We start from the raw sequence: 15,238 nt of genomic DNA on the forward strand, positions 1-15,238 counted from the left end.
GTTTTTTAATCGTTGTTGGCATCCCCAAGCGATCGCTTTGCTGAGAGAAGAACTTTCGCATGTGCCTAAGCCCAAGGAAAGAATCCAGTTTTCTGAAACATCTTCTTATGCTTGTCTCTGGAAATAGTGTTTTACCAGCTATGGACAAATAGCTTTCAAGCCATTGCTTCGCCTCCTCAGAGAAGAAAGTTAAACGCTCTTCATAGTCTTTGGTGATTCTGAAGTCTATGTTTATCATTCGCTCTTCCACATCTACGTTATCTCTTTGCAACTTGTATAGCTCTTCAGCCCTAATTCCTGAGGTTGCAGAGATTAGAATGGCTGTGGTTAACCTTAGCTTCTGCAACTCGCTAAAATTCTGAAGCTTTTTTAAGGTGTTCTGGATTTCCTTCAGCTTTATAACCTTCTTAAGTCGACGTGGCTTGGATGGAAGATCGATTTTTTCAACAAATGGTGCTTCGATTTCGTTTATATAAATTAATATGTTGTTAAGATTTGTGGAGTATGAACAAAACTCAGAAAATCGCTTCAATCTCAGCTTTAAAGCCTTGACGTAGCGTTTATCCCTTGTCCTTAACTCAACTTGCGAAACAAGATCGTTGATGATCTCCTCATTCCAAGAAACAGAATTAAAAGAAAAGCCGCCGGCGGGGTTTAGATTTTGAAAGTTAAAACCCTACTTTTTTTATACTTATTTTGAAACTATCTTCATGCTTTACAACTTCGATAGCGACATAGAACGAGAGATAGAAAAGATTCAGAAGTCTTCTATTTGCGATTTAAACAAAGAATTAATCTTTAAATTCTATAATAGGAATAAACCTTTTTCAGAATGGAACGAAGAGGGTATTATCGAAATTCTCGCTTTCTTGGAAAAGAGAGGTTATAAGAAGGAAACAGTTAACGAATACAAGAAAAATTAAGGATGATCGAACTTGAGAGAAATTTAAGAAATAATTTAAGAAATAAGGCTATTTTAGCCTTAGGTTATGAGGGTGGTTTTAGAACTTCTGAATTGGCGGGAATAAGGATAAAAGATATCGATTTTGACAAGAGAGAAGGGGAACTTAAGGCGAGAGTTAAAGTTTTCGGGAAAACTGGAGAGAGAGTAGTTCCTTTAAGGATGTCTGTTCCATATCTAAGGGCATGGTTAGAAATGCACCCATTCGGAAATGATCCTGACGCCTATCTATTTTGTAGTTTGAGTAATAGGAGTTTTGGAGAACCTTTGAAATATGCTAATTTAGCCAAGGTTATAAAGAATTCTGCAAAAAAGGCGGGAATTAAGAAAAGAGTTCATCCTTACATATTGAGACATTCAAGAGCTACAGTTTTAGCATTGAGCAGTGTAGGTGAAAGCATAATATCGAAGTATTTAGGTTGGGTTATTGGTAGCGATATGCCAAGAGTCTATATCCATCTTGCCAATCGTGATGTGGAAAGGGTGATCCATGAGCTCTATGGACTCGATGGAGAGAGACCTAAGGTGACCAAACCTATAAGATGTCCAAGATGTGGAAAGGTGAATGAGCCCACAGCCAAATACTGTAGTCAATGTGCTTTGATACTGGATGAAAAGGAGAGATTAAGATTTGAGATTGAGGAACCCAATATTACCAAGGAGCTTATAGATTTAGCTATTCGAGATACCGATTTGCTTAAAAAGGCTAAAGAGATGATTGAGTTTCTAAAAGTTTTAAGGGATAATCCCAATTTGATGAAAGATTTTCTGAGTGTTATAGATAAAAAGTAGTCTTGGACATTTTATAAACCTGAGAACTACATCGTCTTTTGAATGGGTGAATTGGATATTGAAAAGCTCAAGTATCTGATAGTTAATGGTTCACCTTTCATAGCTTCGATTGCCTTGGCTATATTGGATCGTGAGCTATGCGGTAAGGTTTCCGAGTTCAAGGAGAGAGTCCAAAAAATTATGAAAAAAGAATCGTTTGTTAGTCTGGTCTTATTGTTCTTATTCGGTATAGCGGTTAATATAATGGTCTTAGGGGATCCTTTTTGTATTGGATGAGTTGATTTAGCTCTTGTATTTGATAACACCTTGGCGATTCTTTATTATTAGCTCTCTTACTTTCTTGATGTCATCCTTTGGGTTGATTGCAAAGAAGGCTTTAAGGATCACGTAAACCACTTCGGACTTCGTTAAATTTAGGTCTTTTGACTGCTCAACTATTGCATTGATCCTTTCAATGATGTAGTCATCAACTCTTGTCAAAATTGTATTCTCTCTTTTGAGTTCCATCATACTTTTTTCCTCCTGCCCTTCTCGGAGCCCATCTTAATGTTCTTACGTGATTGATCTATTAAACCTATAATATCTCCTTTCCTTTGATCAAGATACATGAACCCATAGTTCAAAAGTATTTCAATTAAAACCGATCTGCTTATTTTTATGTCTTTCTGATGGAGTATGCGTAAAAGGGAGTTTATTTTTTGGCACCAAGTTTTAATTATCTTATTTTACTTTTTTTGTTTAGGAATTTTAAAAATTCATAATAAACTTTAACTTATCCATTCGCCTATCATGAGTGGGTGAGAACATGGATTGGAAAGTTAGTTATGAATACCAAAAGTCTTTAAAAAGTGTTAGCCTAAGCGTTAGGGGAAATTTTGTAAGATTGGACTTTGAGGGTTTCGTTTTAGAGATAGAAAGAGAACTAATGAACCAGATAGCTAATTTTTGGATAGAAATCAACAGAGAGAGAAATGAGGAAGTGGAGGGTTTGGATTTTGAACAAAGTAAGCCACGGGCGGGATTTGAACCCGCGACCGCTTGCTTACCAAGCAAGCGCTCTCCCTGCTGAGCTACCGTGGCCTTTAAAATTTAAGGGGTTCTCAGATTTAAAAATTTTCTATATCGTATTTATCAGCCTCACTATAGGGAATTGACATCACGAGTCTTATGCGTTTTGCGGTCTTTTTTCCAACTTTTGGCACTTCCATTAGCTCTTCTTCGCTTGCAGTAGCTATTTTTTCTATTGTTTGGAAATGTTCAAGTAGATTTTTTGCGATCACAGTGCCAACGTTTGATATGGCTGAGACGATGTACTCCTGCTCTTCTTTGAGAGTTCTCTTTGTCTTTCCATAGTGTTCTACAACTTCCCTTTTCTTATCCTCCTGTTCTCTTCTTGCTATGGCCAAAATAAAGTCTGTAGTTTCTTTTTCATCCTTTGTGAAGATCAGAGGAATTCCAAAATCAATTACAATGGTTGCAAGTGCTCCCCGAATTGCATTGGGATGCACAGCCCTTCGGTATATGTTTTCACCTTCGATTATTATAATAGGTCTCTCATAGGACTTCAGTTTGATAAGCTGTGAGAAAAGTCTGTCGGAAATAAGGCTGTCAACGAAGTCATCTACTGTCTTTCTTTCAATGGCAACCCTATCGCTCAGTATATAGTCTGCGATTTCGAGATTTTTAACTTCTAAATCCACTCCAGCTTCTTTTAGTAACCTAACGACTTCTGATCGCAACTCTCTTGAGTCAACTATGATTTTAATTCCTGTTTTTTCGAAGTCCGTTAATTTTGCCTGTGCTTTAGGTTCACCTTTATCGAGCATGGCTTTAATTTCACGAAGCTTTTCGAACATCAAACGCTCTTTTCTCAGACTTGTATAATAATAGGCCTCATCTCTCGTTCCTTTAGCCATCAAAACCACTATTCTTCCCTTTCTTCCTCTTCCAGTTCTACCTTTCCTTTGTATTGCTCTTATTTCTGAGGGAATAGCCTCGTAAAATATAACGAGATCAGTTGCCGGAATGTCGAGTCCCTCCTCGCCAACAGAAGTTGCAACAAGGACTTTGTAAATTCCCTCTTTGAATTTCTGGAGAACTTCGATTTGTTCTCTCTGTTTCATACCTTTTTCGTTCTCTCTATCTGCTTGGCCGATGAATTTGACTGCAGGGGCAACTTTCGAAATTTCAGAGACAAGAAAATCTGCAGAATCACGATAGTTCGTGAATACTATTATCCTGGAATCTTCATTTTCTTCTAATTGTTTTTTAATAACCTCCTTAAGTCTTTCAATTTTTGGGTGTTCTGTTTTTAGCCTCATTGCAAGTAAAAGTGCATCCCTAAAGTTTGGATCGTTAGCTATACTTTTTGCGGCCTTACTACCACCTTTAGAAGAACTCTCTTTGAGGATCTTGTTAAGATAACTTTTGAAACTCTCAACACTCTGCGTTTCAATTAGCTCGATTGCATGGGAGAGCTTTAGGATCTCTGCCAAAAGAGAAATGGCCTCATAAAGTTCTGGTCTCTGCTCTTTTCCAAGTTCAGTCTGGATGAGCTCTTGAATCTCAAGAAGTTCTCTTTTAGAAGCTTTTTCTGGAATCTCTATTCCTATATCCTTCATTCTCCTTAACCTTACCTTCAAACTTGTTTCAATCTTCTCTTTAATCGCCATTATCTCCTTGGGAACTTCGACCTTAACCCATTCGATCTCTTTTTCGCTTACATATGGCCTGACGTCATCGTCATGCTCACTTCTGAGCTCTATAGATTCGATGTGCAAATTTTTTACAACTTCTAGAATTCTTTCTGGATCGCTACCCGGTGAAGCTGTGAGGGCCAGAATGAGAGGTTTTTTTGCTTTTTTAATATATTCTTCTGCAATAAAGACATAGCTGTAATTTCCAACTGCACGATGGGCTTCATCGAAAACAGCGACTACAACATCTTCTATGCTTATCCTATCTGCGATTAAATCGTTTTCAACCACCTGAGGGGTTGCAACAATAACTTTTGCTATTTCCCACAGCTTTCTTCTTTTTTCTGGCTCGTCTTCACCACTCAAAGCCACTATTTTGTTCTCCTCTATTTTTAGGGTTCTTCTGAGAAATTCTGCGTGCTGTTCTACGAGTGGTCTGGTTGGAGCAAGAAATAGCGCTTTGCCGTTCTCATTTAGCAGTCTTGAAGCGATAACCAGTGCTGCCACAGAAGTTTTTCCGAGTCCTGTGGGCAGTATAACAAGTGTATTTTTAAGCAAGGCATTCATTGCTATTGCAATCTGATATAGCCTTCTTTCGAGAGTCATCTCTTTGATCAGCGGATGAGCAACAAATTCCACAAGTTCTCATTGACATTTATCAAATAAATCGTTTACCCTTGAATCGCCCAGCTCCGTTGAATTCTCGGATTAATAAAAAAGTATAAATAGTCATAAGTTTAAAGAAAGACATGCTTAGCTGGAGAGAAATGCTCAGAGAGGTTGTTCTTTCGATCGTAATGGTTTTCTCTGCAGCGGCTCTCGTCTATCAGTGGCTGTCGATGTATAATCGATTTGAACCAACTCTCGTTTTTCTCGCTGCACTACTTATGACAAGCTTGGCAATGTTATTAATTACCGTAGAAATGAGAATGAGAGAAATGACTGAAGAATTCCAGAGTGTTAAAAGAACTATTGTAATAAGCTCAGATGAACTCGAAGATAGGATCTCGAGAGCAATTAGACCCGAATTGAGGGAGCTTGGAGAGAGGATAGATGCTTTACAGAGAAAACTATTTAGATAAACTATTTAAGCCATTCCACTTTCTTATCTTGGAGGTGTCGCTCTGGGGGAGGAGGAAGTAATAAGAGTAAAACTTCCAGACAAACGTAAAGGCGAAATGTTTGGTATTGTCACTTCAATGCTTGGTGCGGGACATATCAAGGTAAGATGTGAAGATGGTGTTGAAAGGCTGGGAAGGATTCCGGGTAAAATGAGAAAGAAGATCTGGATTAAAGAAGGAGACGTTGTAATAGTAGTTCCTTGGCCGTTTCAGAAGGATCGTGCAGATATAATCTGGCGCTACACAAACCCACAGGTTGAATGGCTTGAAAGAAGAGGCTATTTAAAATTTTAAATAAAAATTTTAAGATGTTTTACCCTTTCCGTATTCTTTTGCAAGCTTTTCAATCTGCTCTTTTGTCAAAGGTTCTGCACAGCAGATCTGCATAACATCGGACTCACTCTTTACATAAGTCCAGTTCCACGGTTCAGGCTTTACGGGATTTGAAGGGTCCCCAATGTAGGTGATATAGTCAAATTTAAGAGCCGACTTCCAGTCTTCGGGCAGAGGAACGACTCCTCGAATTATTGAAAGGCTCTTGTTGGTTTCGTTCCATCTGGTCATCACTATATTCCCGGTGGCAAGATAGTTTTTGATGATCTCATTTCCATGGCACTCATCACATTTCTTTGCCTTCTCGCTGATAGAGTGTGAGTAGAACGGCTGTATTGTTACGAAGGTCTTATTGTGATACACTGCAGTCATGAAATTTGCAGGATACACTTTACCGTTGTAGTTAACAAGTATTTCGAATCCGGCGAATGGTCGAAAAGCTCTTTTCTGATGCTTTTCAGCGCTATCGAGATGGCAGTTGTAACAGGCTATGACTGTAGTTTGATGGCAGGAAGTGCAGTAAACCTTTCCATGCAGATTATGAACAGCACTACCGTTGTATTGATGGCAATCCGTGCACTCAACTCTTGTCTCTCTTTTTAGTAGAGTAGGATAATGATTTCCATCCCCCATCACATCTTCTTTGCTGTGACAGTCCATACAACCCATTCCTCTATGAACATCACTGAGATTAAGCACTGCAATCTCAGTTCTCTGCCTTGCGTGGCATTCTAAACATCTTGAATCGTTCACTTTGTCTCCCGGAGTTATATGACAGTCGTAGCAGTCTGGAGTGTAAGTTTCAGTTGAAATCGGATCACCGTTCGCCTTTGTGTTTGCATGACACTTAATGCAACCAAAATCGTCTATGGGCTTTCCTGTTATCAGCTCCGCTCCTCCATGTTCTGCAGAATAGAATGTTATTTTTCCTTGCCTTGTATAATGCAAACTTGTGTAAAAGTTTTTATTCCAGTCTACTTTTGCTTCAGGGACAGTTTCAGGAACTATCGATGGCTGAGAACAGCCAAGAAATAATATAACCCCGACGATCATACCCATTAACAGGAGCAGACTTGCAAATCTCATGTTAAAACTGAATGTGTTTTTTAGTTATAAATCTTTCCCAGTTTTGAACTTGTATGAAATCGAAGAGTAGACAGCAAAAAAGATATGCAATGGTTCAGCTAAGTAAGCATGGAGTTAATCAGGATGCTAAAAGAAATCAAGCAGAAAAGAGCCTTTGTTTTTGGTATGGGTGGTGGAGGAGACATAGTAAGCACGATTCCCGTTGCAAATTTCCTTAGACTTTTTGAATTTGATGTTATCCATGGCGGGGTTTTATGGGATAGGCTCATTCTAGACCCAAAACCCGGGCCGAGAGCGATTCATGAACTAAAAAATGCTGAAATATTCAACGAAGTTATTGCATTAGTCAAAGAAAACACTACTACGAACTACGGCGTTAAGCCAAATCTTGCAAGATCTGTAAAGCAATTAGGAGAAGTTTTTGCCCTCGATATCACAAAGGGAGTAAAAAAGCTTACATTTGGATTGGAGGAATTCATCAAAGAGAAAAAAATTGGAATCACGATTGGCGTTGATGCGGGTGGCGATGCTCTTGCGGTGGGATACGAATCTGGCGTTCGTAGTCCGCTTGCGGATGCTGTAAGCGTTGCTGTGCTTAACGAACTCAACGGCCTTGTTGCTGTAGTTGGGCTTGGCAGCGACGGGGAGTTGAAATTTGAGGAACTGATGCTCAACATTGCTGAAATTTACAAGAATGGTGGGTTTCTGGGCTGTTCTGCCATAACTGCAGAGGACTGCACACAAATGCTAACTCTTTGCAAGGAGGTGGTTACTGAAGCCAGTAAAATTCCGATTATGGCCTTTAGGGGAGATTTTGGTCTGAAGAAGATACGAAAAGGAAGGACTGTGTTGGTAACCCCGATTTCGGCTCTTATTTTTTACTTCAAAGCGCAGAATGTATTTGAAATAAACGAAACAGCAAAACTGATAAAGGATTGTGGAGATTTAGAAGATGCAAACAGAATTCTCAATAAAAATGGTATAATTACGGAGCTTGATTATGAAAGATCAGTCTCCGATTTCGAAATCGCTTAGGTCGATTATCTCTTCGTCAAGTTCAAATCCCAAATCTTTATCTTCCTCTTCTTCACTCTCGTCTTCAATGACTGTCTGTTCTTCTCTTAGCTTCATCAGCACATCTATAACGGCTTTTCGAAAATCTTCGAGGTTGGGATTGTATTTTTCTAATACTATTTTATCTTCTCCCATCTCGAGTGCTTTAATTCTCTTTAGAGTGGCTTTTGCAGTTTCTAATACCCAATAATCGCGAGTTTCGAAATCAGAAACATTTATGTTCTCGGGCCTAAGAAGAGGTAAACTTCGATCGTTTCTTTCAAGTAGTTTTGCCTTTGCAGTTACCGAAACTATTTCTGGCGGATTTATGTCTGCCAGCGAATCAAGAGCTTCGGGCTGGAACTTACTAACGAAGCCTAAGAAGGATCCCATTGGATCTGTAATACGAATTCGCCACATATCTGAATCGGGTTTCACCTCTTCCTTTTCGAGCAACACACCGACTATAAAAACTCTATTACATCTCAAGCCAAGAGGAGTTAAAACGTATACTGCTTCCTTTTCTCCTTCCCCACCTACCTTGTATTTGGAAGAGTTAAACTCTTTTGAAAACAACCTTTTTGCTACCTCCCTTTTGGCACTTCTTATCATGCTTCCGCCTCCCTTAAAACTTTTTCAACTTCTTCAAGTATTTTAGGACGGTAGAACTCAACTTTGTTGGCAGTTAGAGATCTAAACCTCAGTTCGCCTTGAACACGTAAATATCTGCCAAGAAGCTTTTTCTTGATCTCTAAAAGCACTATACCTCTGTCTAAGTGCTCTTCGGCGAGTTTTCTTGCCTCTTTGAGCCCTATTCCTGTTAAAGCTTTAATGTTGTCCTCATTCAATATGAGATCGTAGATTCTTTCTCCATCATCGAGAACGCATCTCGTTCGCAGGATGTCGTTTGTTTCAACTTTCCCATGCTCAATACAAACCCCTGCTTTTACAACTCTTCCACAAATTTTACAACTCTGAAGCAGTCCGCTATTTTGTTGAATCGCAATAAGTGCCCCAACAACTTCAACTTCTGCTTTTTCTTCTTTTACTTCGATGTTTTCGTTTATTTCCTTAACCTCGCTTGCACTGGTAACTTTAACACTCTTAAGCCCCATGAACTCGTCGATCACAACTCTCTCAAAAAGATAACACTTACCCTCTTCTAACCTTTTCTTGTTTGCTTTAGCCCACACAACAAATCTTGCAGTGCCAGTTTCGTCTCCTATGAGGCCCGTTTGAGCAATAGCGGGGCTGTTGGGTTCCCAGAGCTGGATTACCTTTGCCTTTAAACTGACCCACTTATTTGGCTCTATTTCCGAGATTTTGGTTAAAGGAGGTTTTAAATCACTTTTTGCAATATTGTAGTTCTTTCTCAGACCATTTATTATGGTTTTTTTGGCCTCTTCTTCAGGAACTTTGAATTCATAAAGAAGGAGCTTCAATCTACTTTCAATCTCTTTTCTTGTAACACCATAAATTTTAAACTTTTCGTAGATTTCTTCCACAATCGCCTGAAACCTGTCATCAGCCATGGAATCAATAGCAGATTAAAGATAAAAAAGCTTTTGTTCAGAGAGAATTTAAAGTCTTAGGGCGAACTTTCTTATGGAACTTCTCTATCCTGTGGAAAGGGATCTTCGAAGAGCAGTTGATATCCTTAGAAAAGGAGGTATTGTTGCTTTTCCAACTGAGACTGTCTATGGACTTGGGTGTGATGCATTTAACGAGGAAGCCGTGGATAGACTCTACAAGGTAAAAAATAGACCGAGAAATAAACCGCTGATAGTTGGTGTTGGTGGAATTGATGAAATATATAATATTGCAGAAGTAAACGAAATAGCAGAAAGACTTATTAAAGAATTTTTCCCTGGGTCTCTTACGCTTTTGCTTAAAAATAAGAAAATTCCGCCTATTGTCACTGCAAATTCAGATAAGGTTGCTGTGCGAATGCCAGCGCATGAGATTCCGTTGACACTTATCAGAGAGCTTGGAAGGCCGATTGTAGTTCCTTCAGCAAATATTTCCGGAAGACCAAGTCCTACAAAAGCTGAACATGTAATGGCGGATTTTGGGGACAAAATTGATGCAATAGTGGTTGGTAAGTGCATGGTTGGAATAGAGTCAACCATTCTGGATGTTACGGTCAATCCGCCAAAATTGATTCGTCCCGGTGCAGTTAGCACAGAAGTATTAAAGAAATTCGTGGATTTTGTTCTCTCTGAGGACATCTTTGGGCAATATGATATTTCTGCAGACGTCTATGTTTTTGTTGGTGAGAAAGTTGAAGAAGCGATCAGGAGTTTTCTTGCAAAAAAAGAAAATTCTGTGGTTATAGCCAAGAAAAATGTCTATGGTGGCAGAGTTATAGAAGTTGGAGAGAGCCCAGAAAGTTATGCTATGAATTTGTTCGATGCATTGAGAAAAGCGGAGGAAATGGGGGCTGAAGTGATACTCGTGGAGGGTATCGAGGAAAAGGGGATCGGTGAAGCGGTTATGCACAGACTCTATCGTTCTGCAAGAAATGTCATTAGGGTCTAAATACCATCTAAATACCAAAAGATTTAAATCATTTTCCTGTTTCGGTTTTTATTATGAAAGAGCAGGCAGAAGTTCGACAGCTGAGAGAAGGAGGGTATATAGTAATCGATGAAGAGCCATGTGAGATCATAAGCATTTCTGTAAGCAAACCAGGGAAACATGGAGCAGCGAAGGCGAGAATAGATGCCATAGGTATCTTTGATTCGCAAAAAAGGAGCATTGTAGAGCCGGTTACAGCCAAAATCTACATACCCATAGTGGAAAGAAAGAGGGCCCAAGTTCTCAGTGTCGCGAGAGATAACGCCCAGCTTATGGATTTGAGCTCTTTTGAGACTTTCGAGCTTCCAATTCCAGAGGATCTGAAAGATAAGATCTCACCAGGAAAGGAAGTAATCTACATCGAGTCTCTTGGAAAGAGAAAAATTGAAAGGATGGCTTAATGCACATAGATAACTATTTTTCAATTTCGAATTCTGAAATAACGGATGCTGAGTTCGTAATCTATGGCATTCCTTACGATGCTACTCAGTCTTTTAAACCGGGCTCCAGGTTTGCTCCAAATGCCATAAGGGAAGCAAGCTGGAATCTTGAATCTTATTCGCAATTTTTTTCCTTTGATCTATCCTTCGCAAAAGTCTGCGATGCAGGAAACATTAACTGTGATGGTAGTTTTGAGGAGATCGGAAAAAGAGTTGAGCAATTTTTAAATAAAGTCTCGGGAATTCCGATAGCTCTTGGAGGGGAGCACAGTATAAGTTGTTTGACTACAAAAAAGTTTAAAAACTGCTGTTTTTTGGTTTTTGATGCGCATTTTGATTTGCGGGACGAATTTGATGGAAATAGGTTTAATCATGCCTGCACGACTAGAAGGGTTTTTGAGAACGGATTTGATGTTGTAATTGCTGGTGTGAGGAGTGGTTGCAAAGAAGAAAGGGCTTTTGCAGAAAAAAATGGAATAAGCTACGTATTTTCGTGGAATCTAAAAAGCTATAAAGACATTGGAAAATTCATTGAGGATTACGAGAGGATATATTTATCTATAGACGTCGACGTTTTTGATCCGAGCTTTGCACCCGGGGTTTCAACACCGGAGCCTTTTGGTGTAGAGCCTAAAATATTTCTTGAGGTGTTTTCTGAAATTTCTGATAGAATTGTTGCCCTCGACGTCGTTGAAGTTGTGCCGGATGCCAATAAGGTGACGCAAAATCTCGCAGCAAAACTGATTATGGAATTCATTGCGAGTAAATATTCTTCTCGATAATTAAATTAACCGAAAACTTTATATAGAAATACCTATCCACCAAAGTCTGTAAGGAGGTGGTTGAATGGCTGTGCTTCAGGGAACACCCGTGCTTATACTTAAAGAGGGGACTCAAAGAACAGTTGGTAGGGATGCACAGAGAATGAACATTACGGCTGCGAGAATAATTGCTGAAGCCGTTAGAAGCACTCTCGGTCCAAAGGGAATGGATAAAATGCTGGTTGACAGCCTTGGAGATATAACAATCACAAACGACGGAGTCACAATCCTCAAGGAAATGGACGTAGAGCATCCAGCAGCAAAGATGGTGATCGAAGTCGCCAAGACTCAGGACAACGAAGTCGGAGATGGAACAACAACTGCAGTGGTTATCGCGGGAGAACTGCTGAAGAAGGCTGAAGAGCTTCTTGATCAGGAGATTCATCCAGCAGTTATCTCAAACGGCTATAGACTGGCAGCAAACAAGGCTCTTGAGATATTAAATGACATCGCAATTTCTGTTAGCAAGGATGACGATAAGATGTTGAAGAAAGTTGCCAGCACTGCAATGACTGGAAAAGGGGCTGAAGTTGCTTTGGACAGGCTTTCAGAGATTGCAGTGAATGCAGTGAAGATGATCGTTGAGGAAGTTAATGGTAAATACAAGGCAGATACGGAGAACATAAAGATTGAGAAGAGACAGGGCGGGAGCATTGAGGATACAGTGTTGATCAAGGGCATCGTTCTGGATAAGGAAGTTGTCCATCCAGGAATGCCGAAAACAGTCAGAAATGCAAAGATTCTCCTTCTCGACTCTGCACTTGAGGTTAAGGAGACCGAGATAGATGCGAAGATCCGAATCACAGATCCAGAGAAATTGCAGAGATTCATTGAACAGGAGGAGAAGATGCTCAAAGACATGGTAGACAAGATTGCAAAGGCGGGAGCAAATGTTGTGTTCTGCCAGAAGGGTATAGATGATCTTGCCCAGTATTATCTGGCAAAGGCCGGAATTCTTGCAGTGAGGAGAGTTAAGAAGAGCGACATTGAGAAGCTTGCAAAAGCAACTGGAGCAAAGATTCTCACAGATCTGAGAGAGATAAGCCCGGCAGATCTTGGTGAAGCTGAGCTTGTCGAGGAGAGAAAGGTTGGCGACGAGAAAATGGTCTTCATTGAGGGTTGCAAGAATCCAAAGGCTGTAACGATACTGGTCCGAGGAGGCACTGAACACGTAGTCGACGAGATCGCAAGGGGAATTGAGGATGCGATAAGGGTTGTAGCCTGCGCAATTGAGGACGGCAAAGTCGTAGCGGGAGCGGGAGCACCAGAAATGGAGCTAAGCCTTAGACTCAAACAGTGGGCTCCAAGCATTGGCGGTAGAGAACAGCTCGCAATTGAGGCATTTGCAACCGCGCTGGAAGTAATTCCAAGGACTCTCGCAGAAAATGCAGGAATTGATCCGATCGATGTTATTGTAAATCTCAAGTCCGCTCACGAAAAGGGACAGAGATACGCGGGTGTTGACGTGGATACAGGCAAAGTAGTTGACATGAAGGAGAGGGGAGTTATTGAGCCTTTGAGAGTCAAGACACAGGCAATACAGTCTGCCACAGAAGTTGCAGTGATGATTCTGAGAGTTGACGACGTCATTGCGGCGAAGGGGCTGGAGAAGGAGAAAGAGAAAGAAAAAGAAAAGGGCGGAGCACCTGAAATGCCTGAATTTTAAATAAATTTTTAATTTTTACGTTTCTGGATTTTGAAAATCTTAAACTACAGCATTTTCAAATCGACAAAATTAAATTACTTGTAAGGAATTCCAATTGATGAGGGTAGCATTGTTCATCGAATTCGAAGGTAAAAAAGTCGCTGTAATCGGAGGAGGTTATGTTGGAACCACGAGAGCCAAAAAATTCTTGGAAACGGGTGCAAAAGTTACTGTATTCAGTTTAAACTTTTCAGATGAACTTTTAAAGTTGAGTGAAGAAGGTAAGGTAAATCTTGTCAAAAAAGAAGCATCAGAATTGGATGAAGAACTGAGGGATTTCGATCTCGTGGTTGTTGCGATAGGTGATAAGGGGCTGAATAAAAAGTTCGTCGATCTGAGTAAAAAATATCGCTTTCTTCTAAATTTGGCCAACAGTGCTGAGGAAACGGAGGTAGTAGTTCCCTTCGAGGGAGGAAAAGATGGTATCAGGTTTGCAGTAACAACTGAGGGAAGAAGTGGAGTTGTTGCGAGAAAAGTTCGGGAAATATTCCAGAATGTTCTTGAGAGCGATAAAACGATCTTTGTGTATCTCAATGCGATGGAACATCTCAAAAAGTTCATGAAGCAGAAAGAAATTCCTGTAAATGCAAGGATGAAAATTTACAGTATTGTTAGCTCAAGTTCGGAACTTTGGAAGATCGCGGAGACTGGAAACCTCGAGGAGGCGAAAAAATTCGTTGAGAAAATTGCTGAAAACAAGGCTTTAGAGTTTAGAGGTGTTGAAAATGGATTCTGAGCTTCTAATGGCGATTCAGTATGATCTTCCACTGTCCACGACCCCCATAGTGGATCTGGCGGATAAAATGGGCATCAAGTATGAAATTGTTGAGAAAAAGCTTCGAGAATACATCACGTCGGGAATAGTAAAAAGATACGGTGCTAATCTTAACTATAGGGCTTTTCCAAACCATAGGCAATCTTCTCTCGTTGGATTTAAGGTTAATGAGGCAGATGCAAAAAAGATAAATGAGCTTGGAGAAAGGGTTAAACATAACTATCTCAGGGATGCAGAATTCAACGTTTGGTTTACGTTAAAGGGTCGAAATGTTGAGGAGATAGAAGAAATAGTCCTGAAACTTGCAAGCGAGTTGAAAGTAGAAGACTTCGTGATCCTTCCGACGAAGAAGGTTTACAAAATGGATGTGAAATACGATCTTTATAGAGGAATTTCCTGGAGTTATGGCTTTGAGCCTGAGAAAGTTGCCACTATTGATGAGCTTGGATTGGGTGAGGAAATAAAAAGACTTGAGTCGTTGCCGGTTGTTGAAAGACCTTTCAGGGAGATTGGAATGCAGGAAGAAGAGGCAGTTAGCCTTATTGAGGAACTTAAAAAGAAAGGAGTGGTGAGGGATTTTAGCGGTGTGCTGAGCGAATCCAAAATAGGTTTCAAGTTCAACGGTATGAATGTAATTTCTACAGAGCATCCTGAAAGACTTGCAAGAAGACTTTTGAATTTTTATCAGATAACTCATTTAATAGAGCGGATTCCAAGCAGAAAGTGGAATTATCCGATATACTTCATGGTTCATGCGGTTGAGAGAGATAAGATAGAGCAGTTCAAAAGAGAAGTTGCCAAATTGGATGAGATTATGGATATAAGGGTAATATATAGTAAGGCAAACTTAAAAACCTGAATATGAATTGCTCCTACTG

The 15,238-nt window shown here is 40.0% G+C and carries 18 protein-coding genes and 1 tRNA gene; 12 read left to right on the forward strand and 7 right to left on the reverse strand.

Going from position 1 to position 15,238, the window contains the following annotated elements; all coding sequences use genetic code 11:
* On the reverse strand, positions 1-532 hold a 532-nt coding region (locus QXI54_05440; protein MEM0302594.1), incomplete at its 3' end, for a tyrosine-type recombinase/integrase.
* Between the two features lie 178 nt (positions 533-710).
* Here QXI54_05440 and QXI54_05445 point away from each other — a divergent pair.
* Genes QXI54_05445 through QXI54_05455 form a run of 3 tightly spaced genes read left to right on the forward strand, consistent with a single transcriptional unit; the run spans position 711 to position 2,029 of the window.
* Positions 711-923 (forward strand): hypothetical protein, encoded by a 213-nt coding sequence (locus QXI54_05445; protein MEM0302595.1) that lies wholly within the window; start codon positions 711-713, stop codon positions 921-923.
* 2 nt (positions 924-925) lie between these two features.
* Complete coding sequence (locus QXI54_05450; GenBank protein ID MEM0302596.1) at positions 926-1,753, forward strand: tyrosine-type recombinase/integrase; 828 nt, start codon at positions 926-928, stop codon at positions 1,751-1,753.
* Positions 1,754-1,795: 42 nt separating this feature from the next.
* Positions 1,796-2,029 carry a hypothetical protein gene (locus QXI54_05455; protein MEM0302597.1) on the forward strand — a complete coding sequence of 78 codons (234 nt, stop codon included), beginning with the start codon at positions 1,796-1,798 and terminating at the stop codon, positions 2,027-2,029.
* Positions 2,030-2,035: 6 nt separating this feature from the next.
* Here QXI54_05455 and QXI54_05460 read toward each other — a convergent pair whose 3' ends face one another.
* From QXI54_05460 to QXI54_05470, 3 genes are all read right to left on the reverse strand, one after another.
* Positions 2,036-2,260 (reverse strand): hypothetical protein, encoded by a 225-nt coding sequence (locus QXI54_05460; GenBank protein MEM0302598.1) that lies wholly within the window; start codon positions 2,258-2,260, stop codon positions 2,036-2,038.
* A 500-nt stretch (positions 2,261-2,760) separates the two neighbouring features.
* Positions 2,761-2,833 (reverse strand) — tRNA-Thr (locus tag QXI54_05465).
* A gap of 26 nt (positions 2,834-2,859) precedes the next feature.
* Positions 2,860-5,088, reverse strand: a complete 2,229-nt coding sequence (locus tag QXI54_05470; protein MEM0302599.1) for a DEAD/DEAH box helicase — start codon at positions 5,086-5,088, stop codon at positions 2,860-2,862.
* Positions 5,089-5,198: 110 nt separating this feature from the next.
* Between QXI54_05470 and QXI54_05475 the strand changes: the two genes are divergently transcribed.
* Positions 5,199-5,531, forward strand: a complete 333-nt coding sequence (locus QXI54_05475; protein ID MEM0302600.1) for a hypothetical protein — start codon at positions 5,199-5,201, stop codon at positions 5,529-5,531.
* Positions 5,532-5,573: 42 nt separating this feature from the next.
* Complete coding sequence (eif1A, locus tag QXI54_05480; protein MEM0302601.1) at positions 5,574-5,864, forward strand: translation initiation factor eIF-1A; 291 nt, start codon at positions 5,574-5,576, stop codon at positions 5,862-5,864.
* Positions 5,865-5,873: 9 nt separating this feature from the next.
* Here eif1A and QXI54_05485 read toward each other — a convergent pair whose 3' ends face one another.
* Positions 5,874-6,989, reverse strand: a complete 1,116-nt coding sequence (locus QXI54_05485; GenBank protein ID MEM0302602.1) for a cytochrome c3 family protein — start codon at positions 6,987-6,989, stop codon at positions 5,874-5,876.
* Between the two features lie 108 nt (positions 6,990-7,097).
* On the opposite strand from QXI54_05485, the gene QXI54_05490 reads away from it, so the two are divergent.
* Entirely contained in the window at positions 7,098-8,024 is a 927-nt protein-coding gene (locus QXI54_05490) for a DUF1152 domain-containing protein (protein MEM0302603.1), read from the forward strand.
* Here the strand turns inward: QXI54_05490 and QXI54_05495 are convergent.
* Together QXI54_05495 and QXI54_05500 are read right to left on the reverse strand one after the other, a co-directional pair.
* Positions 7,998-8,654, reverse strand: a complete 657-nt coding sequence (locus tag QXI54_05495; protein MEM0302604.1) for a hypothetical protein — start codon at positions 8,652-8,654, stop codon at positions 7,998-8,000. The two genes, QXI54_05490 and QXI54_05495, sit on opposite strands and share 27 nt — an antisense overlap.
* Positions 8,651-9,574 (reverse strand): replication protein A, encoded by a 924-nt coding sequence (locus tag QXI54_05500; GenBank protein MEM0302605.1) that lies wholly within the window; start codon positions 9,572-9,574, stop codon positions 8,651-8,653. The genes QXI54_05495 and QXI54_05500 overlap by 4 nt, the downstream gene beginning before the upstream one ends.
* Positions 9,575-9,647: 73 nt before the next feature.
* Between QXI54_05500 and QXI54_05505 the strand changes: the two genes are divergently transcribed.
* The 6 genes from QXI54_05505 to QXI54_05530 all read left to right on the forward strand — a co-directional run bounded on the left by QXI54_05505 (position 9,648) and on the right by QXI54_05530 (position 15,219).
* A complete protein-coding gene (locus QXI54_05505) occupies positions 9,648-10,580 on the forward strand; it encodes an L-threonylcarbamoyladenylate synthase (protein ID MEM0302606.1) in 933 nt (310 codons plus the stop codon).
* 53 nt (positions 10,581-10,633) lie between these two features.
* Positions 10,634-11,020, forward strand: a complete 387-nt coding sequence (locus QXI54_05510; protein MEM0302607.1) for a translation initiation factor IF-5A — start codon at positions 10,634-10,636, stop codon at positions 11,018-11,020.
* A complete protein-coding gene (gene speB / locus QXI54_05515; protein ID MEM0302608.1) occupies positions 11,020-11,841 on the forward strand; it encodes an agmatinase in 822 nt (273 codons plus the stop codon). The genes QXI54_05510 and speB overlap by 1 nt, the downstream gene beginning before the upstream one ends.
* 64 nt (positions 11,842-11,905) lie before the next feature.
* Positions 11,906-13,546, forward strand: a complete 1,641-nt coding sequence (gene thsB / locus QXI54_05520) for a thermosome subunit beta (GenBank protein ID MEM0302609.1) — start codon at positions 11,906-11,908, stop codon at positions 13,544-13,546.
* Positions 13,547-13,643: 97 nt separating this feature from the next.
* A complete protein-coding gene (locus tag QXI54_05525) occupies positions 13,644-14,321 on the forward strand; it encodes a bifunctional precorrin-2 dehydrogenase/sirohydrochlorin ferrochelatase (GenBank protein ID MEM0302610.1) in 678 nt (225 codons plus the stop codon).
* Positions 14,311-15,219, forward strand: coding sequence for an Lrp/AsnC family transcriptional regulator (locus tag QXI54_05530; protein ID MEM0302611.1), 909 nt, complete (start codon positions 14,311-14,313; stop codon positions 15,217-15,219). The genes QXI54_05525 and QXI54_05530 overlap by 11 nt, the downstream gene beginning before the upstream one ends.
* The last annotated feature ends 19 nt before the right edge of the window (positions 15,220-15,238 follow it).

The sequence above is a fragment of the Archaeoglobaceae archaeon genome, from assembly GCA_038734275.1.
Lineage (GTDB): Archaea > Halobacteriota > Archaeoglobi > Archaeoglobales > Archaeoglobaceae > WYZ-LMO2.